General features: G+C 29.8%; 19 protein-coding genes. 14 read left to right on the plus strand and 5 right to left on the minus strand.

The window, feature by feature from the left end; all coding sequences use genetic code 11:
• Window positions 1-128 precede the first annotated feature (128 nt).
• Complete coding sequence (locus G4D72_RS06060; protein ID WP_166076761.1) at window positions 129-380, plus strand: GIY-YIG nuclease family protein; 252 nt, start codon at window positions 129-131, stop codon at window positions 378-380.
• A 224-nt stretch (window positions 381-604) separates the two neighbouring features.
• Window positions 605-3,325: a DUF7619 domain-containing protein gene (locus tag G4D72_RS06065; RefSeq protein ID WP_166076762.1), complete on the plus strand. Its 2,721-nt coding sequence runs from the start codon at window positions 605-607 to the stop codon at window positions 3,323-3,325.
• A gap of 34 nt (window positions 3,326-3,359) precedes the next feature.
• On the opposite strand, the gene G4D72_RS06070 is transcribed toward G4D72_RS06065, so the two are convergent.
• Entirely contained in the window at window positions 3,360-3,860 is a 501-nt protein-coding gene (locus G4D72_RS06070; protein WP_166076763.1) for a DUF456 domain-containing protein, read from the minus strand.
• Between the two features lie 40 nt (window positions 3,861-3,900).
• On the opposite strand from G4D72_RS06070, the gene G4D72_RS06075 reads away from it, so the two are divergent.
• Window positions 3,901-4,371 (plus strand): hypothetical protein, encoded by a 471-nt coding sequence (locus tag G4D72_RS06075; protein ID WP_166076765.1) that lies wholly within the window; start codon window positions 3,901-3,903, stop codon window positions 4,369-4,371.
• 35 nt (window positions 4,372-4,406) lie between these two features.
• Here the strand turns inward: G4D72_RS06075 and G4D72_RS06080 are convergent, their stop codons facing one another.
• Window positions 4,407-5,429: a glycosyltransferase family 2 protein gene (locus G4D72_RS06080; RefSeq protein ID WP_235922461.1), complete on the minus strand. Its 1,023-nt coding sequence runs from the start codon at window positions 5,427-5,429 to the stop codon at window positions 4,407-4,409.
• A gap of 80 nt (window positions 5,430-5,509) precedes the next feature.
• Window positions 5,510-6,448, minus strand: a complete 939-nt coding sequence (locus tag G4D72_RS06085; RefSeq protein WP_166076767.1) for a lysylphosphatidylglycerol synthase transmembrane domain-containing protein — start codon at window positions 6,446-6,448, stop codon at window positions 5,510-5,512.
• Window positions 6,449-6,501: 53 nt separating this feature from the next.
• Here G4D72_RS06085 and ruvC point away from each other — a divergent pair, with 53 nt between their 5' ends.
• Together ruvC and G4D72_RS06095 are read left to right on the plus strand one after the other, a co-directional pair.
• Complete coding sequence (ruvC, locus tag G4D72_RS06090) at window positions 6,502-7,056, plus strand: crossover junction endodeoxyribonuclease RuvC (RefSeq protein ID WP_166076768.1); 555 nt, start codon at window positions 6,502-6,504, stop codon at window positions 7,054-7,056.
• Between the two features lie 65 nt (window positions 7,057-7,121).
• Entirely contained in the window at window positions 7,122-7,427 is a 306-nt protein-coding gene (locus tag G4D72_RS06095) for a four helix bundle protein (RefSeq protein WP_394367569.1), read from the plus strand.
• A gap of 52 nt (window positions 7,428-7,479) precedes the next feature.
• On the opposite strand, the gene G4D72_RS13475 is transcribed toward G4D72_RS06095, so the two are convergent.
• The gene (locus tag G4D72_RS13475; protein ID WP_262887223.1) at window positions 7,480-7,611 is read right to left on the minus strand and encodes a hypothetical protein; all 132 of its coding nucleotides are present in this window, start codon (window positions 7,609-7,611) and stop codon (window positions 7,480-7,482) included.
• On the opposite strand from G4D72_RS13475, the gene hemW reads away from it, so the two are divergent.
• The 8 genes from hemW to G4D72_RS06135 all read left to right on the plus strand — a co-directional run bounded on the left by hemW (window position 7,549) and on the right by G4D72_RS06135 (window position 14,463).
• Window positions 7,549-8,682 carry a radical SAM family heme chaperone HemW gene (hemW, locus tag G4D72_RS06100; protein WP_166076769.1) on the plus strand — a complete coding sequence of 378 codons (1,134 nt, stop codon included), beginning with the start codon at window positions 7,549-7,551 and terminating at the stop codon, window positions 8,680-8,682. The two genes, G4D72_RS13475 and hemW, sit on opposite strands and share 63 nt — an antisense overlap.
• A 94-nt stretch (window positions 8,683-8,776) precedes the next feature.
• On the plus strand, window positions 8,777-9,541 hold the full coding sequence (locus G4D72_RS06105) for a cyclase family protein (RefSeq protein ID WP_166076770.1): 765 nt from the start codon (window positions 8,777-8,779) through the stop codon (window positions 9,539-9,541).
• Between the two features lie 25 nt (window positions 9,542-9,566).
• Window positions 9,567-9,938, plus strand: coding sequence for an MmcQ/YjbR family DNA-binding protein (locus G4D72_RS06110; protein WP_166076771.1), 372 nt, complete (start codon window positions 9,567-9,569; stop codon window positions 9,936-9,938).
• Window positions 9,939-9,991: 53 nt separating this feature from the next.
• The gene (locus G4D72_RS06115) at window positions 9,992-10,684 is read left to right on the plus strand and encodes a PH domain-containing protein (RefSeq protein ID WP_166076772.1); all 693 of its coding nucleotides are present in this window, start codon (window positions 9,992-9,994) and stop codon (window positions 10,682-10,684) included.
• 293 nt (window positions 10,685-10,977) lie between these two features.
• A complete protein-coding gene (locus G4D72_RS06120; protein ID WP_166076773.1) occupies window positions 10,978-12,270 on the plus strand; it encodes a tyrosine-type recombinase/integrase in 1,293 nt (430 codons plus the stop codon).
• Between the two features lie 78 nt (window positions 12,271-12,348).
• Window positions 12,349-13,155, plus strand: a complete 807-nt coding sequence (locus tag G4D72_RS06125) for a hypothetical protein (RefSeq protein ID WP_166076774.1) — start codon at window positions 12,349-12,351, stop codon at window positions 13,153-13,155.
• Between the two features lie 166 nt (window positions 13,156-13,321).
• Window positions 13,322-13,546, plus strand: a complete 225-nt coding sequence (locus G4D72_RS06130) for a helix-turn-helix domain-containing protein (RefSeq protein ID WP_207784876.1) — start codon at window positions 13,322-13,324, stop codon at window positions 13,544-13,546.
• A gap of 2 nt (window positions 13,547-13,548) precedes the next feature.
• Window positions 13,549-14,463, plus strand: coding sequence for a hypothetical protein (locus tag G4D72_RS06135; RefSeq protein ID WP_166076775.1), 915 nt, complete (start codon window positions 13,549-13,551; stop codon window positions 14,461-14,463).
• A 76-nt stretch (window positions 14,464-14,539) separates the two neighbouring features.
• Here G4D72_RS06135 and G4D72_RS06140 read toward each other — a convergent pair whose 3' ends face one another.
• On the minus strand, window positions 14,540-15,529 hold the full coding sequence (locus G4D72_RS06140) for a BT4734/BF3469 family protein (protein WP_166076776.1): 990 nt from the start codon (window positions 15,527-15,529) through the stop codon (window positions 14,540-14,542).
• A gap of 197 nt (window positions 15,530-15,726) precedes the next feature.
• On the opposite strand from G4D72_RS06140, the gene G4D72_RS06145 reads away from it, so the two are divergent.
• Window positions 15,727-17,484 (plus strand): reverse transcriptase domain-containing protein, encoded by a 1,758-nt coding sequence (locus tag G4D72_RS06145; protein WP_166076777.1) that lies wholly within the window; start codon window positions 15,727-15,729, stop codon window positions 17,482-17,484.
• Window positions 17,485-17,489: the final 5 nt, after the last annotated feature.

Consider the following 17,489-nt stretch of genomic DNA (forward strand, 5'->3'; position numbering starts at 1 on the left):
GTTTAAAAAAGTTAAACCGACTTTCTATTGAGAAATTAATTTTATCGAAAAAGGTTTAGTAGTCTCGTCTTTTGGGACGAGATGAAAAGCTTTCCATTTTTGGAAGGCTTTTTTGATTTTATATTCAAATGATATTTACAGTTTATATTTTATTTTCTGCATCAAGTAATGTTTATTACAAAGGTTTTACAACTGATATAATTATTCGTTTAGCAAAACATCTTGATGGCAAGAGTGCTTACACTTCAAAATCTAAAGATTGGGTTTTAGTTTATACACATGAATTTGAAAATAAATCAGATGCGCTTAAAGAAGAAAAGCGTTTAAAAAAGTTAAACCGACTTTCTATTGAGAAATTAATTTTATCGAAAAAGGTTTAGTAGTCTCGTCTTTTGGGACGAGATGAAAAGCTTTCCATTTTTGGAAGGCTTTTTTGATTTTATATTCATTCTGTATCACAAAACTATGTCTAAATGTTTGTTTTTTTTATATTCAGATTGTTTTTATTATTTCATCGATAAAAACACACGTTTCGACGATTATGTTGAGTGTTAACTTATTGAAAGTTAGTTTTTTTGTATATTCCTATTCTAAAACTAAAACTATGAAAAAAACTATACTTTCTGTATTGATTTTATTTTTTGCTTCTCTGCAATTTGTACAATCTCAATGTATGCCACCCAATAATGTCTTAGTCACAAATGTTACGGACACAACAGCAGTGGTTTCTTGGTCGGATCCTAATACTAGTTCAGGTAATATGTACCAAATTACGCTTGCGCAAAATGGTATTACAATTGGTTCGCCTTTTGTAGTTACTTCTATTCCTTTTGTATTTACAGGCCTAACACCTTGTTCCACTTATTCCTGCAATATTTCTACCATTTGTTCAACAACATCGAATAGCAATCCAGTTCCTTTTGTTTTCAATACAGGGTGTAATGGTGGTGGAAATTTAGGTCAACCTCAAAGTCTAGTTCAATGTGTTGATGAGCAAAGTGGATTAACATGTTTTAATTTAAGTGCCAATAATGCAATTATACTAAATGGTAACAATCCATCTAATTTTTCTATTACATATCATACTTCACAAGCAGATGCGGCTAACGATATCAATCCAATAGCCTCGCCATATTGTTTAAGTTTGGGAACTTATACTTTATTTTCAAGAGTAGAAGATGTAAATGGGCAACAAGTACAAATCAACGCATTTACAGTAACGGCTCAAAATTTCATCAATGCTGGTACTTTAAGTTCAATTACACAGTGTGATGCTAATAATGACGGTTTAGTTGTTTACGATTTAACCACAATTCAAGCACAACTTTCAACCTTAAACCAATTGGTGTATTATTCCTCATTGGTTAATGCTCAAAATCAAACTAGTCCAATCGCTAATCCAACTTCTTTATCTGTTAGCGCAACTTCTGGGATGATTTCTGTTTTTGTAAGAGAGAACATTCCAAATGGTTGTGATGCTATTTATACTGTTAATTTAATTTCACAATCAAATTGCAATGCTGCTTCAAACTGTAGTAATGCCAATTCACTTTGTGGAAGTTTAGCAAGTCCTTTTACCAATTCAATAAATGTGGCTAATGGTGGTTCACCAGGTTGTTTAGGTTCTTCTCCAAATGCCACTTGGTTTAATTTGCCTATTAGTAGTTCAGGTTCCATTAATTTACAAATCAATCAAGGAAATAATGCGCCATTATATAATAATTTAGATATTGATTATATCGTTTATGGACCTTTTTCAACTGGTTCAGGTAATTGTAACGCTGTAAATAATACTAATGTTGTAAGTTGTAGTTATTCTACTGCATCTACTGAATATCCTGCAATTCCTAATGCAGTAGCTGGGCAATATTATTTAATGATGGTTACGAATTTTTCTAACCAACCCGGAGTGATAAATATCAATGTTTTACCAACTTCAACCGGAACAATTAATTGTACCGGAATGGCTTTTACTGCTTTTTTAGATACAAATAATAACGGAACTAAAGATTCTGGCGAAGTCAATTTCCCATTAGGTGATTTCCAATACGAAAAAAACAATGACGGAATAGTTCATACTATCACCGCACCAACAGGTAAATTTACAGTTTATGAAAATACAATTTCAAGTAGTTATGATGTAAGTTACGCAGTAAACCCATTATATGCTTCTTTGTATAACGTAAATCCATCATCTTTTTCTAATTTATCGGTTACAAATGGTGTACTTACACAGTATTATTTTCCTGTAACTTCTTTACAAAATTATTCAGATTTAGGTGTTGTTGTAGTTCCAGTAAATAATCCAAGACCAGGATTTAGTTATTTTAATAAAATAGTATATGGTAATTTGGGAAATCAGGTAATTGCTAATGGAACTATAAGTTTTACAAAAGATGCGGCAGTTTCTATTAGTGCAGTTTCTCAAATTGGAGTAGTTAATAACACAACCGGTTTTACTTACAACTTTACCAATTTGCAACCTTTTGAATATAGAACAATTGATGTTACGATGATGGTGCCAACAATTCCAACGGTTACTGCAGGGGAATTTTTAACAAGTAGCGCAACGATAACTCCATTGGCAGGAGATATTTCTCCAGAAAATAACACAAATACAACTAGTCAAATGATCATAAATGCGTACGATCCGAATGATAAAACAGAAGCGCATGGACCAGAGATTTTACATTCTTCTTTCACGTCTAACGACTATTTGTATTATACCATTCGATTTGAAAATACAGGAAATGCTAGTGCTATTAATGTTCGAGTAAACGATGTTTTAAATTCGATGTTAGATGAAAATACAATTCGTGTAGAAAGTGCAAGTCATCCGTATGTTTTAGATCGAGTAGGGAATAACTTAAATTGGAGGTTTGATAATATTATGTTGCCTGTTTCTGTTGCCAATACAATGACTGGAAAAGGGTACATTACTTTTAAAATTAAACCAAAACCAGGTTATGCCGTTGGAGACATAATTCCGAATACCGCATCCATTTATTTCGATTTTAATCCAGCTATTATTACCAATACGTTTCAAACTGAATTTGTAGCGCTTTTAGAGGCAACTTCATTCAATACAGATGAATTTGCAATATATCCAAACCCAACTTCTACCGTTTTAAATATACAATCTAAATCGAATAGTACAATTTCTGAAGTCAACATCTACGACTTATTAGGCAAGCAATTGTTAAATAAGAAAATGGATGTTTCAATAACTGAAATCGATATGACTAGTTATAGTCCAGGTTTATATCTACTAGAAGTGGTTTCAGAAGACAATCAAAAAAGTATGCATAAAATCATTAAGAAATAAGAAACAAAAAATCCCGATTTAATCGGGATTTTTTTTATAACCATATGCTATAATTTTTTATCACTAACCAAGTAAAAATGCCTAATAAAATGAAACCATAAAATACTTTCATGAAAGTTCCAGCTAAAAAGCCCAAGAACGAGCCAAATGCGGCATTAAAAGCTCGTTTTTTGTCTTTTGAGTTATAGATGAGTTCGCCAATAAAAGCACCTAAAAACGGACCAATTAAAAAAGCAAATGGAATCGGTAAAAAGATTCCGACAACTAAGCCTATATTGGTTCCCCAAATACCATAGCTAGTTCCGCCAAACATTTTGGTTCCTTTGGCTGGAATAAAATAATCGAGGATACTCAAAACAATCGTTAAAGCGAGCGTTATGCCTAATAACCAATAGTTGGTTTCTATCCCTGGAATAAAAAACAAACACAATAATCCTAACCAAGAAAGCGGTAAACCGGGTAAAGCAGGCAAAATACTTCCAATAATTCCGCCAATTAATAAACAAAATCCTAAAATCAATAAAATATATTCCATAAAAGTGTATTTTTGAAATTCTAAATGTATAAAAAAATAAATGAACAAAGTAATTGCTTTATTCCTGCTAATCTCACTACAATCGTGCCAGTTTTTCGATAAAAAAGTGCCCGATGAAAAGATTTTGTTAGAACAAGAACTCAAAAAAATCAATTGGGAGCAAGTAGACGAATTTCCTTCTTTTTCGGAATGCGATTCGTTAACGGATAAAGACAGTCAACAAAGTTGTTTTTATGAAACGCTTTCTGTGCAATTGCATTCGAAATTAAAAGACGATAGTATCGCAAAATTGTTTCCGCAACTAGATACCATTCAAGTAAAAGTAATTATTTCCTCTAATTCTGATTTAAATTTCGAACCGATTATTTCAGATTCTATTGCTTACAATAAACCTCAATTAGACAGTATCTTTCAATTGCGATTAACCGATTTTCCAAAAATCAATCCCGCCATAAAAAGAGGTGTTCCTGTAAAAACAGAATTTCAAATGCCAGTGGTATTAAAGAAGTAAAAAAAACTTTTATCTTTTTACTTTTAACTTGGCTCTTAATTAAACTGTCTTTCTTTCCATTCAAATTTTCCGAACAACGCTTTTCCAACTACTAAAACCGTAAAAAAAGGATAACATAAAAAACTACCTAGAAAGTTCTTAAACGGCAAGTTAAAATAGGCGGAACTAAATTTCAAAAACATAAAATCTATTCCAAATTTCAATATCCAAAAATAAGCGGTTAATTGAATTAATTCGAATTGATAAAAAGGCACTGCTAATACTAACAATCCACTTAAATTTGTCAGGAACACAATTGTTCCTAAAATTTTCGGATACCAACTCGTATATGCTGAAGTTTTACTTGCCCAACGCACTCTTTGATGAAGTAAGGCGTTCCAAGAAGTGCAACTTTTAGTAAAAACAATATTCAAATTCCCTAGATAAGCAATTTTTTCAGGAGCCGATTGCAAGGCTTTTTGTAACAAAAAAACATCATCGCCGCTCGCTAAGTTATTGTTGCCTTCAAATCCGTTTAAGTGTTTAAAGAAATCTTTTTCGTAAGCGAAATTCGCCCCGTTGCACATAAACGGTTTTTCAATTCCGAAACTTCCAGCAGTCACACCTTGTAAACTTAAAAAATCATTGTTTTGAAAATCGTGTAAAAAGCCTTTTTCAGATACATATCCAACAGCACCCACACACATTCGAGCATTAGTTTCTTGAATTTTTGCATCAAAAACTTGCAGCCAATTTTCTGGCACTTCACAATCGGCATCCGTTGTCACCATCCAATCGTATTTGGCTAGTTGTATCGCCGTTTCAATCGCATCTTTTTTCGGAGAATTACTTTTTCGGATATTTGAAATAATTTTTATGTCGTAAATCGTATTTTGTAAATCGTACTTTTCTTCCGATTCATCATCTATTAAAATGATTTCAAATAATTCCTTCGGATACTTTAGTTGCTCTATCGAATTTAAAAGAAAAGGTAAATTCTCAGCTTCATTTCGAAAAGGAACAACTATAGAAAAAGTAGTTTTTGGTGAAGAAGATTCAATAGTGTTTTGCTTGTTCATTTTCGAAATGCCAAAAGCCAATTGAGTTATCAAAGCCGCATAAATAAATAAAAGTAGCGCGAAAAAAATCATAAAATATCTTAGTGACTTGGTGTCTTCGTGGCAGTTTCTCGCGTCTTGTAAATCAACACAAAATAACTTCCAATTGCAACAGGAAGTACCACATTAAATAACCACATAAAAGTACTAATAAATAACACAATATATTCGTCAATGTTTAATTTGTCGAAAAACCAAATGGCCACGCCGCCTTTTACCACAAAGTCTAAAAACTGAAAAGAAGGTAACGAACTTGCAATAAAATAGACTGCAGTAATAGTTGCCATCAAAGTAAGATAGTCAACATCTACACCAAAAACCAAAAACAAAAAGTAGTATTGGTGCGAAAAAGTCAAATACCTAGCAATAGCTAACAGTATGTTTTTTCGATGGATTTTTTTCGGAATTTCTGCAATTTTTTCTAAAAACAAAGCAATGGAATACCCTTTAATATTGGCATTCTTCGTTAAAAACAGAAAAGTTATTACTAAAAAACCAAATCCAAGTAAGATAAAAAAGTACAACGTATAACCTAAATATAATAATCCAATTAATCCGAAAATAATGCTTAGCACCATTTGAATGCCGTTGCAAATTAGATTTAAAAACAACACGCGTTTGGTTTCCGATTTAGGGAAATACAGCGCTTTACCGGCATATTCGCCAATTCCGTTTGGTGTGAATAAACCTGCGGTAACTCCGGCTAAAACATGTTTGGTTGCAGTGTATAAAGAAATTTTTTCAATCACTAAAACTAAATTCTTCCATTTTAAAATCTCTAAAAAACGATTCAAAATACTAAAACATAGCATGAATAGCATCCAACTGATTGTGAATTTATGCTGTAAAATATCAGAAAATTGCTTCCAACTTAATTTATCATCGTGAGCCAGTTTGTCGTAAATAAAATAAAAAGCGCCAAAAACAATGACCAGTTTTATTATAAGTGTGAGATATTGTTTAGTTTTGTTTGAAATCATTTTGCAAAGAAACAAAACTTTAAACTTGAAACCTTAAACCTGAAACGAAAATTTTGTCAAACGAACGCATCATACTCGGCATCGATCCTGGAACTACTATTATGGGTTTCGGACTTATTCGTGTTGTAAATAAAAAAATGGAGTTTATCCAATTAAACGAATTGCAACTCAGTAAAATGGACGATCATTATATGAAGTTGAAACGCATTTTTGAACGCACCATCGAATTAATTGACACCTATCATCCAGATGAAATTGCTATTGAAGCGCCTTTTTTTGGTAAAAATGTACAATCAATGCTAAAATTAGGTAGAGCGCAAGGAGTAGCCATGGCAGCAGGTTTGTCGAGAGAAATTCCAATCACAGAATATGAGCCGAAGAAAATAAAAATGGCCATTACTGGGAATGGAAACGCTAGTAAAGAACAAGTTGCCAAAATGCTACAACAATTATTAGGTTTGAAAACTTTACCCAAAAACCTCGATTCTACAGACGGATTAGCAGCGGCAGTTTGTCATTTTTTCAATACGGGAAAAGTAGTGGGAACTACAAGCTATTCCGGTTGGGATGCTTTTGTGAAACAGAATGAATCTAGAGTGAAAAAATAGTGTTCAGTGTTCAGTTTCTAGTGTTCAGACTTTGTGTTTAGTATTAGAAAAAAAAATTAATTTATATGAGATTTCAAGATTTATTCGCCTATCAAAAATCATTTTCATTAGCAATGGAAATATTCGCCACAACAAAAAAATTCCCAAAAGAAGAAATATACTCTTTAACAGACCAAATCAGGAGAAGTTCTAGAAGCGTGCCAATAACAATTGCGGAGGCTTATAGAAAAAGGGAATATCCAAAACATTTTCACAGTAAATTAACCGATTCTGATGCTGAAAATTCCGAAACTCAAGGTTGGTTAGAGTTTGCTTTTAAATGTGAATATATTTCAGAAATTGAATATGATAGTTTGATTTCTAAAAAGTAATGAAATAGGGAAACTAATAAATTTTATGATTTTAAATCCAGAAAATTCGGAGTTAAAAAATAGTTTTGATTTTATCTAATTCCAAACTGAATACTAAAAACTGACCACTGAATACTTTCAAATGAGCGGCATATACATCCACATCCCATTCTGCAAGCAAGCTTGTCATTATTGCGATTTTCATTTTTCGACATCCATGAAGAAGAAAGACGAAATGGTTTTGGCGTTGGCGAAAGAAATGGAATTACGTAAAAACGAATCTCAAAACGAATCAATTGAAACGATCTATTTTGGTGGAGGAACACCAAGTGTATTAACAATTGATGATATTCGATTGTTGATTGACAAGGTTTATGAAAATTATAAAGTAATTGAAAATCCAGAAATAACTTTAGAAGCGAATCCGGATGATTTAGATGAACAAACGATTCTTCAATATGCCAATTCGCCCATAAATCGCTTATCAATTGGTGTGCAATCTTTCTTTGAAGACGATTTGCAATTAATGAATCGCGCACATAATTCGGTAGAAGCCAAAAAATGTTTAGCATTCGCGACGCAACATTTTGATAACATTTCCATAGATTTAATTTACGGAATGCCTAATATGAGCAATGAAAAATGGCTGCAAAATATAGAAACGGCGCTTTCGTTCCGTATTCCACATATTTCTAGTTATGCTTTAACTGTAGAGCCCAAAACGGCTTTGCATAAAATGATAAAATCGGGTTCAATTCCGAGATTAGATGACGATTTGGCGCAACAACATTTTTATATTTTAATAGACAAACTACAAGAAAACGGATTGGTACATTACGAATTGTCCAATTTTGGTAAACCAGATTACTTTTCGAAAAACAATACAGCCTATTGGTTGGGTAAAAAATATATTGGCATTGGACCATCAGCGCACAGTTATAATGGTACAAGTAGAAGTTGGAATATCGCTAATAATTCTTTGTATTTGAAAGCGATTGCAGAAAATCAGTTACCATCCGAAACCGAAACTTTATCTAAAACCGATCAATACAACGAATATATCATGACAGGTTTACGAACGATTTGGGGCGTTTCTTTAGAGAAAATTGAAACGGAATTCGGAACCAAATATTTGGAGTATTTACAAAAACAATCAGAAAAATTCATTTCAGATAATTTGTTGGAAATCGTAAATAATGTTTTAAAAACCACCAAAAAAGGAAAATTTTTAAGTGATGGGATTGCTTCCGATTTATTTTTATTAAATTTGGATTGATATTGGTACGCAGATTAGACAGATGCTAGCGACGCGGATTTTAAAAATCTGTTTAAATCTGTGTTAGAATATCCGTTAATTCCGCGTGCAAATAATGAAAGCAACTATAAACAACTTCAAAATCGACTTATCAAAACCCATTGATATTTCTTTACCCTTGTCTAACACCGATGCAAATCCGATTGCATGGTATCAAAACATACCAGAAATTGCGCCTGTAACTATGGGTGATTGGATCGGAAAAGTTTCAGAAGGGAAGTCCTCTACGAATTTTAATAATATATTTTTTAATCCGCACGCACACGGCACGCATACCGAGTGTTTAGGGCATATTACGCGAGAGTTTTATTCTATAAATCAGTGTTTGAAGCAGTTTTTCTTTACGGCGGAATTAATTTCCATTGCACCTATGTCAGTTGGAGAAGATAGTATTATCACTAAGGCACAAATTGAAAAAGCCTTGGGAGAAAATGTACCAGAAGCGATAATTATTAGAACGATTCCGAATTCAGAAGATAAAAAATCTAAAAACTATTCAAATACCAATCCGCCTTATATAGAAGAAGCAGCGGCTGTTTTTATTAGAGAAAAAGGAATCCAACATCTTTTAATCGATTTGCCTAGTGTAGACAAAGAACACGATGAAGGAAAATTAGCAGCACATAAAGCATTTTGGAATGTAAAAGATGTAAATCAGGTAAATGAAGATGCGCGTTTTAACTGCACGATTACTGAAATGATTTATGTAAATGATAAGGTTTCAGATGGAAGTTATCTGTTGAATTTGCAATTCGCTTCTTTTGAAAATGATGCTTCGCCTTCAAAGCCTATTTTGTATAGTTTGGATTCTGAACACTAAAAACTGAACACGGAATACTATAAACATGAACATTCAACAATTATACGAATTCTGCCTATCAAAAAAAGGAGTAACGGAACATTTTCCTTTTGATGATGATACTTTAGTGTTTAAAGTTGGTGGAAAAATGTTTTGCTTAACTTCCTTAAAACAATGGGAAATTAATGAACCCAGTTTAAATTTAAAATGCGATCCAAACAAAGCCGAAGAACTTCGAACAGAATACGAAGCCATTCAACCAGGTTATCACATGAGTAAAAAACATTGGAATACGGTAAACTTTCATTCCGATGTAAACGATACAATGATGTGTAAGTTAATTAATGATTCTTACGATTTGGTTTTTAAGAGTTTAACTAAAAAAATACAAGCTGAAATTCTAGATAATGAAAATTAGGCATTACATTTGATATTACATAACCAACTAAAAACTTTTAAACTATTTTTAAAATGATTGATAATTTAAAGAAAATATTAAACGAAGACCAAGATCCAAAGGCAATTGAAAAAATCACTTCTAAATTGTCTAATTTATTAATGAGCAATGAAGAAGTGGGGTATATTGCCGTGCAGAAAAAACCAGCCATTACTGTTTTTCCAGATAGTATCGTGGTTACTAACAAGCGTATTATTTTGTGTAAGCCTAAAAATTTAGGGTTGTCCATGGAATTCATGGATTACGATTGGGATGATATTGCAGGGACTTTTGTAAAAGAAGGCTTGCTAGGTTCGGATTTTACATTTTCAACCAAAACAGAATTAACACATACAGTGGATTATTTACCAAAAAATCAAGCACGTAAATTGTATACCTATGCTAAAGAACAATTGGAAAGTTTGAAAAAGCCAACTACTTCAAGTTCAATTGTTGAAGAAATGCCTCCTGTTTTCGATGAAGTTATTGAAGAGATTTCTACAGAAGAAGTAACACATTTTGCTGAAATTATACCTGCTGAAGTAGTTCCTGCAGTTCAAGATACGGAAGTGGAGGTTCCTATTCCTGCACATGAGAAAAAACTGTCCGACTTATCTAAAGACGAATTGTTTGATAAACTAAACAATTATAAGAAGTTGCTTGATAACGGCTTAATTCTACAAGGTGAGTATGATAGATTAAAAAACGAAATATTACCGTTACTATAAAAACGAAAAACCGACAATTTTAAGTTGTCGGTTTTTTTTATGAAAAACAAAAAGTAGTAAAAACAAAAAACCCTGACATTGTCAGGGTTTAAGTGGTACCTCCAGTACTTCTAAATGCTTTATCTTGTTTTACTTTGTTTTTTTAATTTTACTTTAAATATCTTATTTTTATTGAGTTATGAATCATTTATAAATAAAAGAAATTAATTAAAGTAAAGGATAATAAATATTTATTTGCACCCTTACTTGCACCCTGATAAAATATTTTATAGCTTTGTTTAAAATAATTAGATATGAAAACCACAATTGAAAGAGCAAAAGGAACAATTAGGTTTGCACCAAAGGAACCTCTTGTTGAGCTTGAAAAAGACAAAAAGAAAGAGTCTCTTTTGATGTTGCATTTTACTTATGGTTCTATGAGATTTAAATATTCGACTGGGTTTAAAATATGTTTTGAAAATTGGGATTCTGAAAAACAGAGAATAAGGAATAAAGCTGGGATATTAGATAGAGACTATATTAATAATTTCCTTTCAGATATAGAAAATGAAGTTAATAAAGAATGCTCAAGATTGATTTCTGAACAAATACCAGTTACAAAAGAAGCATTAAAAGATAGGCTAGATGTTTTTACAAATAAAACGAGTGTTTCAAATGTAGAAGTTAGAGAGATTTCTTTTTTTGAGTATGCTGAAATTTTCTTAAATGAAAAAGAACCAATAATTAGTATAATTACGTTAAGGTCTTATAAGCAAACGTTATCAAAGTTAAGAAGCTTCGAATCAGAGAAAAATATAGATTTAAATTTTGATTCATTTGACCAAGCATTTTTTAATTCATTTAAACATTATTTGGAGGTTCAAGATTATAAAAAAAATACGATTAGGAAACATGTAAAAAATTTGAGAGTGATATTGAATTCGGCTACTAATGATGGTATAAATAGTAATTTAAAATTTAAGAATAGAGATTTTTCAATAAGTTCAGAAATAACCACAGAAATATATTTGAATAAGCAAGAAATTGAAAAAATTAAAAATTTAGATTTGTCAAAGTACCAAGATTTAGATAGAGCAAGAGATATATTTTTGATTGGATTAAGTACTGGTCAAAGAATAAGTGATTACAATGGATTAACAAAAGAAAATCTAGTAAATATAAATAAACATGAGTATTTTAGGATTAAACAGAAGAAAACAGGTAAAGTAGTAAATTGTTATATTGAGCCTCACATTAGAGAAATGATGAATAGCAAATATGGTGGTGAGCCACCTAAAAAAATGACGGAGCAGTATATAAATAATTATCTGAAGCAAATAGGGCAAATGGCAGAAATTAATGAACCAGTAATTTGCATTTCAACAAAAGGAGGTAAGGAGTTTAAAGAAACTCAACCAAAATATGAATTAATTAAAACGCATACTGCTAGAAGAAGTTTTTGTACAAATAAATTTAAAGAAGGAAAAAGAGTTGAGGATATTATGGTATTTAGTGGTCACTCTACAACTAAAGAATTTTATAAGTACATTCGTATTACTGAAGAGGAAAGAGTTTCAAATATTGTTAATGAAGGTTTTTATAATTAAACTATGAGATATCTAAAAAGTGAGATTAAAGATTTAGAAAAAGAATTTGTACCATTATTTGAATTAAAAAATAATCCTTTGTTTGATATTTATCCAAAATTACCAAACAGTAATAAAACTATATTTGATTGTATCTTTTTTTATGAGGTTGAAGGTTTGGATGAAGATTTTGAGAAAACGCCAATTGATTTAAAGCATTTTGACCCTGAAAATAAGCATCATAAATTCAAAGTTGATTATTATTTGTTAAATAAGAATTTAGATATAGATGTTTTTAAAGAAGAATTAAAGGCGATTATAGACTTGCAAGAAAGAGAGTTTTATTTAGATTTGAAAAAGGAGTTAGAAAAATCTCAAAACGATATTATTTTTAAAAAGAAATTATCTGAATCTGTTAATTCAATTAATCATTCAATAGAAGCACTTCAAAAACAAAGTTTAAATCCGATTCAATTAGAAGTTTCAAAGTTATATCAGTCAAGTTATAAGAAATTAATAAAAGATTTAAAAAAAGAATATGGAGTATATTGTTCTGAATTGTTTTTTAATATTTTGGGTAATCAAGAGTTAGATGAATCAGCTTTGTTTAAAAAATATTTTAGAAATCAATTAGCTATTAACAAATTTATTAGTTTTGAAAGAGAACTTATTACTTTTCGTTATTTAGACGATAATCTGAGTTGGCTAGAAACCAATGTGTCTCTTGTTAAGTTTTTTAAGTTTTGTGTTTCCCAAGAAATGATTAATAGAAATTATGAAGAAAAATCAAATGTTTTACATTTTTTAGAGAATAGATATAAAATTAATTTAGGTGACCAAGCTAAGCCATCAAAATTTAAAAAAGTCAAACTATTGGTATCTGATTTTAGTTTTTTGATTAAATAATTCCCTTTTGAATTCCCCTTTATAAAAAAGTTTAAAATTTTTTTACATCTTACAAGGTTTGTGGCTAAGTCACAAGCCTTTTTTTGTAGTATTCCCCTAATTCCCCTTTAGAGAAATCATCATTTTTACAAAATAACTTCGCTTAAAATTTAAAAGTTAAATGATAATGAAAGTAGAAGAAAAGGATTCTTTATTTATTAGTAAAGAACAAAAAAACACTGATGAAGATGTTTTAATGACAAGAAAAAAAGTTGCGGAATTATTAAAAATTTCATTGGTTACATTGAATAACCATAATCGCAATGGTATTTTAAAACCTACTCATAAAATAGGTAGAAGGATATTGTATAAAAAGAGTGATGTATTAAGATTAACTCAAATTGTTTTTTAGTTATGATTGATAATGTTAGATTTTTTGCAATAAATAAAGATGAGTTTGAGCAAAATGTACGTGATAGTGGGATAATGGATTTTAAGGCTCCTTATTGTGTTAATACTGGAGAAGTATTGGATTATCCCAAAAAAGGGAAATTATGGAATTTAGATGTTAATATTACAAAATGTACTGCATTTTTAAATGGGAGTTTGCATAAATTTTATAATTACTATTTTAATAATGAAGAACATAATTACAATGATTTTAATTATAATGACTTGTTGCGTGTTATAAGTGAAATTAAGTTCTATACTGGTATTAATCCATTACAAACAAAAATTACAAATTTGGAGTTTGGGTTCAATATTGAAGTAGATAAAGACCCTCAAGAGATTATTGATAAATGTGTTATGATGTTTAATCATAAAAGTCCGAGTAAGAATTTAAAATATGGAGGTCGAGGAGATTATAAAGAATTTGAACTTACTGATTATAATATTAAAATTTATAATAAGTCTAAGCAGTATGGTACGAGCAAATATATTTTACGAGTCGAAATTAAAATTAGAATGAAAAGGATTTTAGAACGACTTGAAATTTTTAATTTGAATGATTTAATGGATAAAAGTAAGTTGAGTAAATTGTTTTGGTTTTTTATTGATAAAATTGAGAAATTACATATCATTGATGAATTTGAACATAGAAAAGATATTCCTAAAAGAGATATGGATAAATTGGTAAAATATACAAGCTCATTTCATTGGGCGATAATTTTAAGAAAGCCTCAAAAAGTTAAGAATATACATATTAATGAATTTGAAAAGTTAATTAGAAAATATAATTTAGATGAATTAAAGGATGAAATTTTATTACAACTTTTAAATAAGTTTCATCAGTTGTTAGAGCCTGAATTAAAACACGTTGAGACTTAGTTTAAATAAATTTGCAACTAATAATGCAAAGTATAATACTTCTTGCAAAATGAGCTCAGTAATTTTATTATTGGGCTCATTTTTTTTGAAATCCTTTTTCAGTTGCTATAAACATAAGAGTAGCAAAATTTAATCTCGTATAATTATTTATTTTTCTATTGTTATAACAATATTTTAAAAGATTTATGCTTTTTTGTTCGTCGTGTTTATTCTTGTCTATTTTGCATAGACTTAAAAAGTAATTTTCACCAACATCATAACTAAAACTATTTGCTATAATAACAGCAACCTTAATCCAATTGTCAAAAGTATCTGTAATAGATATGTCTTTATTATTCAGATAAGTAATAATTTTTTTTATTTGTTTTTTGTCATTTGGTTTATTCATGCCTTCAGTAGCATAAGCACTCTTTGATAAAGATATGTTTAGTTTTTCTGAAGGTTGTTTTTCTGTTTGTGTATTTGGATTTTTATCAGATGTTTTTAATGATTTATTTTCAACCTCAATAATGTCTGAAAATACTTTTGAATCATAATTTGTGAATATATTTTCATCCCAAGAAACATAACATAAACGTGTTATGTCACTTCCACTTTTATCTAATTCTATATCGTATTTCTGTAAAAAATAAATACTTAATGAAGAAAAGTATAGTTTATGATTATCAACATTTGAATCAATTTTCACTAGTCCTTTAAAACCTAATGAAGATGGAGAATCCCATAAAGCCATAATGTACTCATCAGTAATTAAATACTTTTTAATTTCAATAATTTTATCAGATTGTAAGTTGTCAATGTCAATAACAATTAAACCATTGTAATGAACAAGATTTGATAATTTTCTACCATCTTTAAACATTCCACAAAATGTTACAGCTTTAAGTTGTGATTTATATTTGGTATATAATTCTTTGTTTTTTTGTTCAATTAAAGCTGTTCTACAATTAATGATTTCAGGTTTATAGGTGCCATTTCGAATGTCATTTATTTCTTTTGTCAAGTTTGTTTCAGTTCCAGTTGTCTGAAACGCGTTGTTAAATATAGATAGTTTGTAGTTTGTCATTTAGTTTTGCGTTTTAGACAAATTTAATATTATATTTGTAATAAGTGTCGTGCAGGTGTGGGTTTATTATCTAAATAAATTCATTCATTAGAAGCAGCATTAATTACAAATGACTCTAGGTTGCTGTTTGTTTATAGTCATAGACGTATGTCAATATCTTTGTATTACAAATTTCGACGACACTTTTTTTTATCTTTATGGGAAATTTATCAGATTATTTTAACGAGGAAGAAATTGTAAAACTGTTATGTGGTTACAGGTCAAAATATTCTCATAAAAGACATAAACTTCACATGATGCGAGACATCAGCTTGCATAAAAATACTAACAAAATTGAGGTCAAGGGAACAAATCCTGAGTTCGAGATACTTCAAAATATATTCCCTTCAAGAAGAAATTGGGTTAGTTTAAATGAGTATGAAAGAAAAAAATATAATGATAGTATAAAAAGAGCTTCTGCAAGATTATTCAAAACTTATAAATTTTATAAAAAGAAGAATATTCCTTTGGATGAGTCTGCTGATTGGTATAAAAATTTAATAGATTTTGTTTCTAGTCTAATTGAACGTTTTAATGATACTGGAAATTATAAAATGGGAAGCCCAAAGATATTTGGGATTTTAAAAAAAGCTGATAGTGTAAAATGTGAATATAGACCTATTGCTTTATATGAATTAGTTGATAGAATCATAAGTTCTTTAACAGCCAGATATTTAACCGATTTTTTCGACCCGTATTTTTTAAATTGTTCTTTCGCTTTTCGCTCAACAAAAAGAGATATAAAATATACACACCACAAATCAATTGAAGAAATAATTAATTATAGGAAGCAAAATAAAGATATCTGGGTATCTGAATGTGATATTCAAAAGTTTTTTGATGCTGTAAATCAAAATCATATTTATAATGTGTTTTTAGAACATGTTGAAAAAATAAAGCAAAGTCATAACAGAGAAATTGATAACAGAGCAATTTTGATTTTCAAAACATTTTTAAGTTCTTTTGCATTTAACAAAGATGTGTTTCCTAAAAATGACGATTCTGATTGGTGGGCAGAAAACAACTTGAAAGACGGTTTTTTTAAATGGATAGAAAAGTCATTAATAGAAGAATATGGTGAGAAATATCTTGAAAATCGCATTGGAGTTCCTCAAGGAAATGCAATTTCGTGTTTTATTTCAAATTTACTCCTACATAATGTAGATGAAAATGTGTTGAAATTTGATGATGGTGTTTTTTATGTAAGATTTTGTGATGATATGATTTTAATGCACAAAAATAAAGATACTTGTAAGGAAGCATTAGAAGTATATAAAAATACTTTAAAAGAGAATTTTTTATCATACCATACTCCAACTGAATGTAATAATTATTTAGATAAAACAAGTAATAAGAAATTCTGGAAAAGCAAATCGAAGGAACCTTATTTGTGGGATAATCCAAAAGAAGATTCAAGTGCAATTCCTTGGCTTTCGTTTGTAGGATATCAAATTAAATACAATAGCGAAATACGTGTAAGAAAGCAATCGATTAAAAAAGAAAAAAAGAAAATTGTAAAAGAAGTTGAAAATGTTTTAACAGCAATTGCTGTAAAGCAAGGTAATGTGAATGAGACGTCAAGAAAATCAAAAAATCAAATTATTTTTAGTACACAAAATAGATTAAATTCAATGTCAGTAGGAAGAATTGAACTTCATAATTATAAGACTTCAAAACAAGGGTTGTGTTGGACTAATGGTTTTGAAATGATTAAAGAGAACAAGAATAAATATATTTGTAAGCAATTAAAAGAATTGGATTCTTATAGAGAAAAGCAAATTTGGAGATTGTCAAGGCAGATTGATGAATTAAGAAAAGAAAGTCATAAACCAGACCCTGAAGTTAATGATGAAATGTTTTTTGGTTCTCCATTTAGTTATTATAATTATTTAAACAAACACGAAATTCTAGATTAATGCCA

The organism is Flavobacterium difficile (genome assembly GCF_011392115.1).
GTDB lineage: Bacteria > Bacteroidota > Bacteroidia > Flavobacteriales > Flavobacteriaceae > Flavobacterium > Flavobacterium difficile.

What these genes read in the sequence shown, in the direction of transcription:
- G4D72_RS06075 (WP_166076765.1), top strand. Translation starts at nt 3,901, where the DNA reads ATGAACAAAGTAATTGCTTTATTCCTGCTAATCTCACTACAATCGTGC.
- G4D72_RS06115 (WP_166076772.1), top strand. Translation starts at nt 9,992, where the DNA reads ATGATTGATAATTTAAAGAAAATATTAAACGAAGACCAAGATCCAAAG.
- G4D72_RS06080 (WP_235922461.1), bottom strand. Translation starts at nt 5,429, where the DNA reads ATGAACAAGCAAAACACTATTGAATCTTCTTCACCAAAAACTACTTTT.
- G4D72_RS06130 (WP_207784876.1), top strand. Translation starts at nt 13,322, where the DNA reads ATGAAAGTAGAAGAAAAGGATTCTTTATTTATTAGTAAAGAACAAAAA.
- G4D72_RS06085 (WP_166076767.1), bottom strand. Translation starts at nt 6,448, where the DNA reads ATGATTTCAAACAAAACTAAACAATATCTCACACTTATAATAAAACTG.
- G4D72_RS06110 (WP_166076771.1), top strand. Translation starts at nt 9,567, where the DNA reads ATGAACATTCAACAATTATACGAATTCTGCCTATCAAAAAAAGGAGTA.
- G4D72_RS06140 (WP_166076776.1), bottom strand. Translation starts at nt 15,529, where the DNA reads ATGACAAACTACAAACTATCTATATTTAACAACGCGTTTCAGACAACT.
- G4D72_RS13475 (WP_262887223.1), bottom strand. Translation starts at nt 7,611, where the DNA reads ATGAAAATCGCAATAATGACAAGCTTGCTTGCAGAATGGGATGTGGAT.
- G4D72_RS06135 (WP_166076775.1), top strand. Translation starts at nt 13,549, where the DNA reads ATGATTGATAATGTTAGATTTTTTGCAATAAATAAAGATGAGTTTGAG.
- G4D72_RS06120 (WP_166076773.1), top strand. Translation starts at nt 10,978, where the DNA reads ATGAAAACCACAATTGAAAGAGCAAAAGGAACAATTAGGTTTGCACCA.
- G4D72_RS06065 (WP_166076762.1), top strand. Translation starts at nt 605, where the DNA reads ATGAAAAAAACTATACTTTCTGTATTGATTTTATTTTTTGCTTCTCTG.
- G4D72_RS06145 (WP_166076777.1), top strand. Translation starts at nt 15,727, where the DNA reads ATGGGAAATTTATCAGATTATTTTAACGAGGAAGAAATTGTAAAACTG.
- G4D72_RS06105 (WP_166076770.1), top strand. Translation starts at nt 8,777, where the DNA reads ATGAAAGCAACTATAAACAACTTCAAAATCGACTTATCAAAACCCATT.
- G4D72_RS06095 (WP_394367569.1), top strand. Translation starts at nt 7,122, where the DNA reads ATGAGATTTCAAGATTTATTCGCCTATCAAAAATCATTTTCATTAGCA.
- hemW (WP_166076769.1), top strand. Translation starts at nt 7,549, where the DNA reads ATGAGCGGCATATACATCCACATCCCATTCTGCAAGCAAGCTTGTCAT.
- G4D72_RS06070 (WP_166076763.1), bottom strand. Translation starts at nt 3,860, where the DNA reads ATGGAATATATTTTATTGATTTTAGGATTTTGTTTATTAATTGGCGGA.
- G4D72_RS06060 (WP_166076761.1), top strand. Translation starts at nt 129, where the DNA reads ATGATATTTACAGTTTATATTTTATTTTCTGCATCAAGTAATGTTTAT.